We start from the raw sequence: 4,135 nt of genomic DNA on the forward strand, positions 1-4,135 counted from the left end.
CCGATCTATATTTGCCATGCTGCCGCTATGTTCCCTTCATCCAGCAATTTCTTTGCATAATAGTGCAGTTCCTTTTCCATTTCATCCGGCGTTACACTGTAGTACTGGATGATGTTTTTGAGATGATCATCATGAAAGCCCGCATCTATAAAAGGCACTTCATGAACATTGCCCAGCTGACCGAGGTTGTTGCCGGTAAGGATACGGCTGTTCCGGATGGCCAACGGTAACGCATCTACGCCGATACCCAGTTTGGTATTGGGTTTGGCTACCTCGAAAACGGCATCGCCGGAGGCGCGGCAATAGTAATCGCCTCCCATACGGGCCACCAGGTCTATTTTATGCGGATCTATTTTGCCATGGGCATCAAGTATATTTTCGCTGACATGCAGCATAACGGGTTCGCAGATAACCAGGTTGCCGGCGCCGCCACCTTGCCCTGTTTCAATAATTTGTTTAACAATACATTCCATTTGCACCGGGCTTTCCTTTACCCGGAACGGCTGTACCTTTTCTGATTTCAGCGGGGTAAACCCGGCTTTTTCAAATTCATTTACACCGGCAGGGTATTCACAACTCGATAAAGAAGCCTGTTGCACCATGTGATAGCTTACCACGTTGATCACCACTTCTTTTGTGGCATATACATTTTCCAGTGTATGCTTCACCGTATTATCACGCACACGGCGCGAGGGGGAAAAGATCAGCGTTGGCGGATTGGAGCCAAACACATTAAAGAAGCTGAAAGGCGACAGGTTAGGCTGTCCGCTGGCATCAATGGTGCTGGCAAAGCAAATAGGACGGGGTGCTACAGCTCCCAGGAGGTATGCATGCAGCTCACTTGTTTTTACCTGTGATGGATCTATCTGCATGGTTATGCTTTTTTCTTAAGTGCCAGCAGGGAGAAGTCAGTATCTTCCTTTACGATGGTATTGGATAAGATGCCCAGGCCGGATACTTCCATTTCCACTACATCGCCGGGTTGCAGCCATTGTTCGGTATAGTCCGGGTTATTCAGTTTGCCCGTACCATTCAGTTCCAGGAAGCAGCCGGTACCTACTGTGCCGCTGCCAATAATATCGCCGGGAAGAATATTTGCCCCATAGGCGCAGCGTTCCACAATTTCAGCAAAGGTCCAGTCCATATCGGCCATACTGCCTTCACTTACGGGGATACCATTTACTTTACAGGTCATTTTAAGGTTGAAGTTATTACCGGTATGGCCTTCTTTCGCGGGTACTTTCAGCGGTTCCAGTTCATCGGCTGTTACCAGCATCGGCCCTACTACAGTGCTGAAGTCCTTGCCTTTGGCGGGCCCCAGGTTAAGCAGCATTTCTTCCATTTGCAGGGTGCGTGCGCTCATGTCGTTCATGATCATATATCCGCCGATATAATCATCTGCTTCAGCAGCCGTGATATTACGGCCAGGCTTACAGATAACGATGGCTACTTCCAGTTCAAAATCCAGTTTTTCGAAATGGTCGGGCATACAGGCAATTTCGCCGGGGCCCTGGATAGCGTTATGATTGGTAAAGTAGAAGATCGGGTATTGATCGAACTCCGGGATCATGGGCACCTTACGGTTGCGCCTTGCTGCGGCTACGTGTTGCCGGAATGCGTATCCATCCCTGCAGGAAGTAGGGAATGGTACCGGCGACAGCAATTGCACGCTGTTTACGGGAATGCCGGTAGCTGAACCCGGGTGTTTGCCTTCCTTCAGGAGGGCATCGGTGCGTTTGGCAATCTCTATCACTTCTTCCCACATCATAAGGAACATGCCCATATTATTAGGCAGATCGGGATGCAGTTCCTGCGTATTGTATAACAGGTCGTTTACCAGGATGGCCAGCTGGTCTGTTTCTTCCCTTAAATAGCTTACTAGTTTCATGGTTTGGTAGTTGTTCTGGTTGTATGAAGGATCAAATATAAGAATGGCGGTTAAAAGCAGTGGCTATTTTTTTGCCTGCCGGCGAATTACTTTATATTTATAAACAGAACCACCAATATGCGTTGCTGTTTGCTGCTACTCCTGATGTATGGCCAGTTATTGACTGTGCAGGCCCAGCCCCGCACAGATACGCTGCTGAAAAACCTGCTGGACCGCGAGGCTTCACCGGCGCTCCGGCATATCCTGCAATATCCTGATTCATTCCGTTACCAGCTTATTTATACGCAAATCGACCGGGATGCCCGTAACCGCCCGCATTTTAAGAGCTATTACCTGGAGGTAGACGCCAAAAAGTATTTTAACCCCGCCAGTACCGTGAAGTTACCTATTGCCTTGCTGGCGCTGGAAAAAATGCATGAACTTAAAATACCGGGGCTTCACAGGAACACGCCCATGCTTACAGACAGTGCCTGGCAGGGGCAGGTAACCGTGCATACAGACAGCTCTGCAGCGAATTTGCTGCCATCAGTGGAGCACTATATCAAAAAAATATTCCTTATCAGTGATAACGACGCCTACAACAGGTTGTATGAGTTTGTAGGCCAGCAAACCATTCACGAAAAGTTATGGGCAAAAGGATATAAGGAGGCGCGTATTGTACGCCGGTTTATGCCGCTTACGGAAGAAGAGAACCGGCACACCAATCCCGTGCGTTTTGTGGATAACGGGAAGCTGATATACGAACAACCGGCAGCATATAGCCGCCTGACATACGATTTCAGCAGGGAAGTAAAGCTGGGGCATGCTTACCTGGATAAAAACGACAAGCTGGTATTTACGCCGATGGATTTCACCAAACATAATAACCTGCCGCTTATTGATTTACAGCAGCTGCTGCAATCCGTCATATTTCCTGCCAGTGTACCGGTATCACAGCGGTTTGATATTTCTGAAGATGATTACCGTTTTTTATACCGTTATATGTCGCAATACCCGTCCGAAACCCTCTGGCCAAAGTATGACACTGCCGAGTATTATGACAGCTATACAAAATTCTTTTTTTTCAAGGCCGGCGGAAAGAACATTCCGCCGTATATACGTGTATTTAATAAAGCCGGCTGGTCTTACGGTTTCCTTACCGATGCAGCCTATATCGTTGACTTTAAGCATGACGTAGAGTTTATGCTTACCGGCAATATTTACGTGAACCGGGACGGTGTTTTAAATGACAATAAATATGAATATGAAGAAGAGGGACATCCTTTTTTTAAAGAAGTGGGGGAAATAATTTACAGGTATGAATTGCAGCGAAGACGGAAACACCGGCCTGATCTGCATAATTTCAAAATAAACTATAAAGAATGAAGGGGAGCGGAATAAATAGAATTTATAGCCTTATAGAGTGACATAGTGAGCGAAATAATCCATGAACGTTGTATTTTTGCGTTCGATAATGACAGCCATCTTCAAAATGCGCATCATTTTTGAGGCGGCTGCCAGGGTTAATAAGGAAGGTTTTATTCATATCCCGTAACTGCACTCTAAAATTTGGGAGCTATGAAGTTTGAAAAGATTAAGAACAAAGGACAGGCAAGATTATTTGAAAGCCAGTATCTTGAGATGCTTACCAAAACGCATCCATTGGTGATCTGGGGGCTGTATCTGCCCATTATTGGCTATATGCTCTACTATAGCCACGCTACTTTAGGCTTTACACCCGGTACCGTTGCCGGTATATTCATCGGGGCCATGTTATTCTGGTCTTTTTTTGAATATATTATGCACCGCTTTTTGTTTCACTTTGCAAGTGATAGCCCCAGGGTGCAACGTTTCATTTACGTGATGCATGGTAACCACCATGAGTACCCGAGAGACAAGCAGCGTTTATTTATGCCGCCGGTGCCCAGCCTGATACTGGCTTCCGCCATTTTTGGCGTGCAGTATATCTTCCTGCGTGAAATCACATTTATGTTTTTCCCCGGCTTTATCCTGGGATACCTGATCTATGGCAGCATGCATTACGCTATTCATGCGTGGAACCCGCCTCTGAAGTTTATGAAGCCGTTGTGGCGCAATCACCATCTTCACCATTATAAGAGTGAGGACAGGGGCTTTGGGGTAAGTTCTTCGGTATGGGATCATGTATTTGGCACTTTCTTCGACCTGGAAAAGGAAAAGGAAGACAAGGAAAAAGTGAAGGAACTAACATTTTAAGTTTTAAAGAAGAAGGGGCGATGCGGAAGCATC

Annotated in this window: 4 protein-coding genes; 2 read left to right on the forward strand and 2 right to left on the reverse strand. The window is 46.6% G+C overall.

Going from position 1 to position 4,135, the window contains the following annotated elements:
* Positions 1-5: 5 nt before the first annotated feature.
* Together VN105_RS25130 and VN105_RS25135 are read right to left on the reverse strand one after the other, a co-directional pair.
* Positions 6-872 carry a flavin reductase family protein gene (locus VN105_RS25130; RefSeq protein ID WP_325645426.1) on the reverse strand — a complete coding sequence of 289 codons (867 nt, stop codon included), beginning with the start codon at positions 870-872 and terminating at the stop codon, positions 6-8.
* Between the two features lie 2 nt (positions 873-874).
* Positions 875-1,888 carry a fumarylacetoacetate hydrolase family protein gene (locus VN105_RS25135; RefSeq protein ID WP_325645428.1) on the reverse strand — a complete coding sequence of 338 codons (1,014 nt, stop codon included), beginning with the start codon at positions 1,886-1,888 and terminating at the stop codon, positions 875-877.
* Between the two features lie 117 nt (positions 1,889-2,005).
* Between VN105_RS25135 and VN105_RS25140 the strand changes: the two genes are divergently transcribed.
* Together VN105_RS25140 and VN105_RS25145 are read left to right on the forward strand one after the other, a co-directional pair.
* Positions 2,006-3,253 (forward strand): serine hydrolase, encoded by a 1,248-nt coding sequence (locus VN105_RS25140; protein WP_325645430.1) that lies wholly within the window; start codon positions 2,006-2,008, stop codon positions 3,251-3,253.
* Between the two features lie 192 nt (positions 3,254-3,445).
* Positions 3,446-4,102 carry a sterol desaturase family protein gene (locus tag VN105_RS25145; RefSeq protein ID WP_325645432.1) on the forward strand — a complete coding sequence of 219 codons (657 nt, stop codon included), beginning with the start codon at positions 3,446-3,448 and terminating at the stop codon, positions 4,100-4,102.
* The last annotated feature ends 33 nt before the right edge of the window (positions 4,103-4,135 follow it).

Origin of the sequence: Chitinophaga sp., from assembly GCF_035564935.1 — a bacterium.
Taxonomy (GTDB): domain Bacteria; phylum Bacteroidota; class Bacteroidia; order Chitinophagales; family Chitinophagaceae; genus Chitinophaga.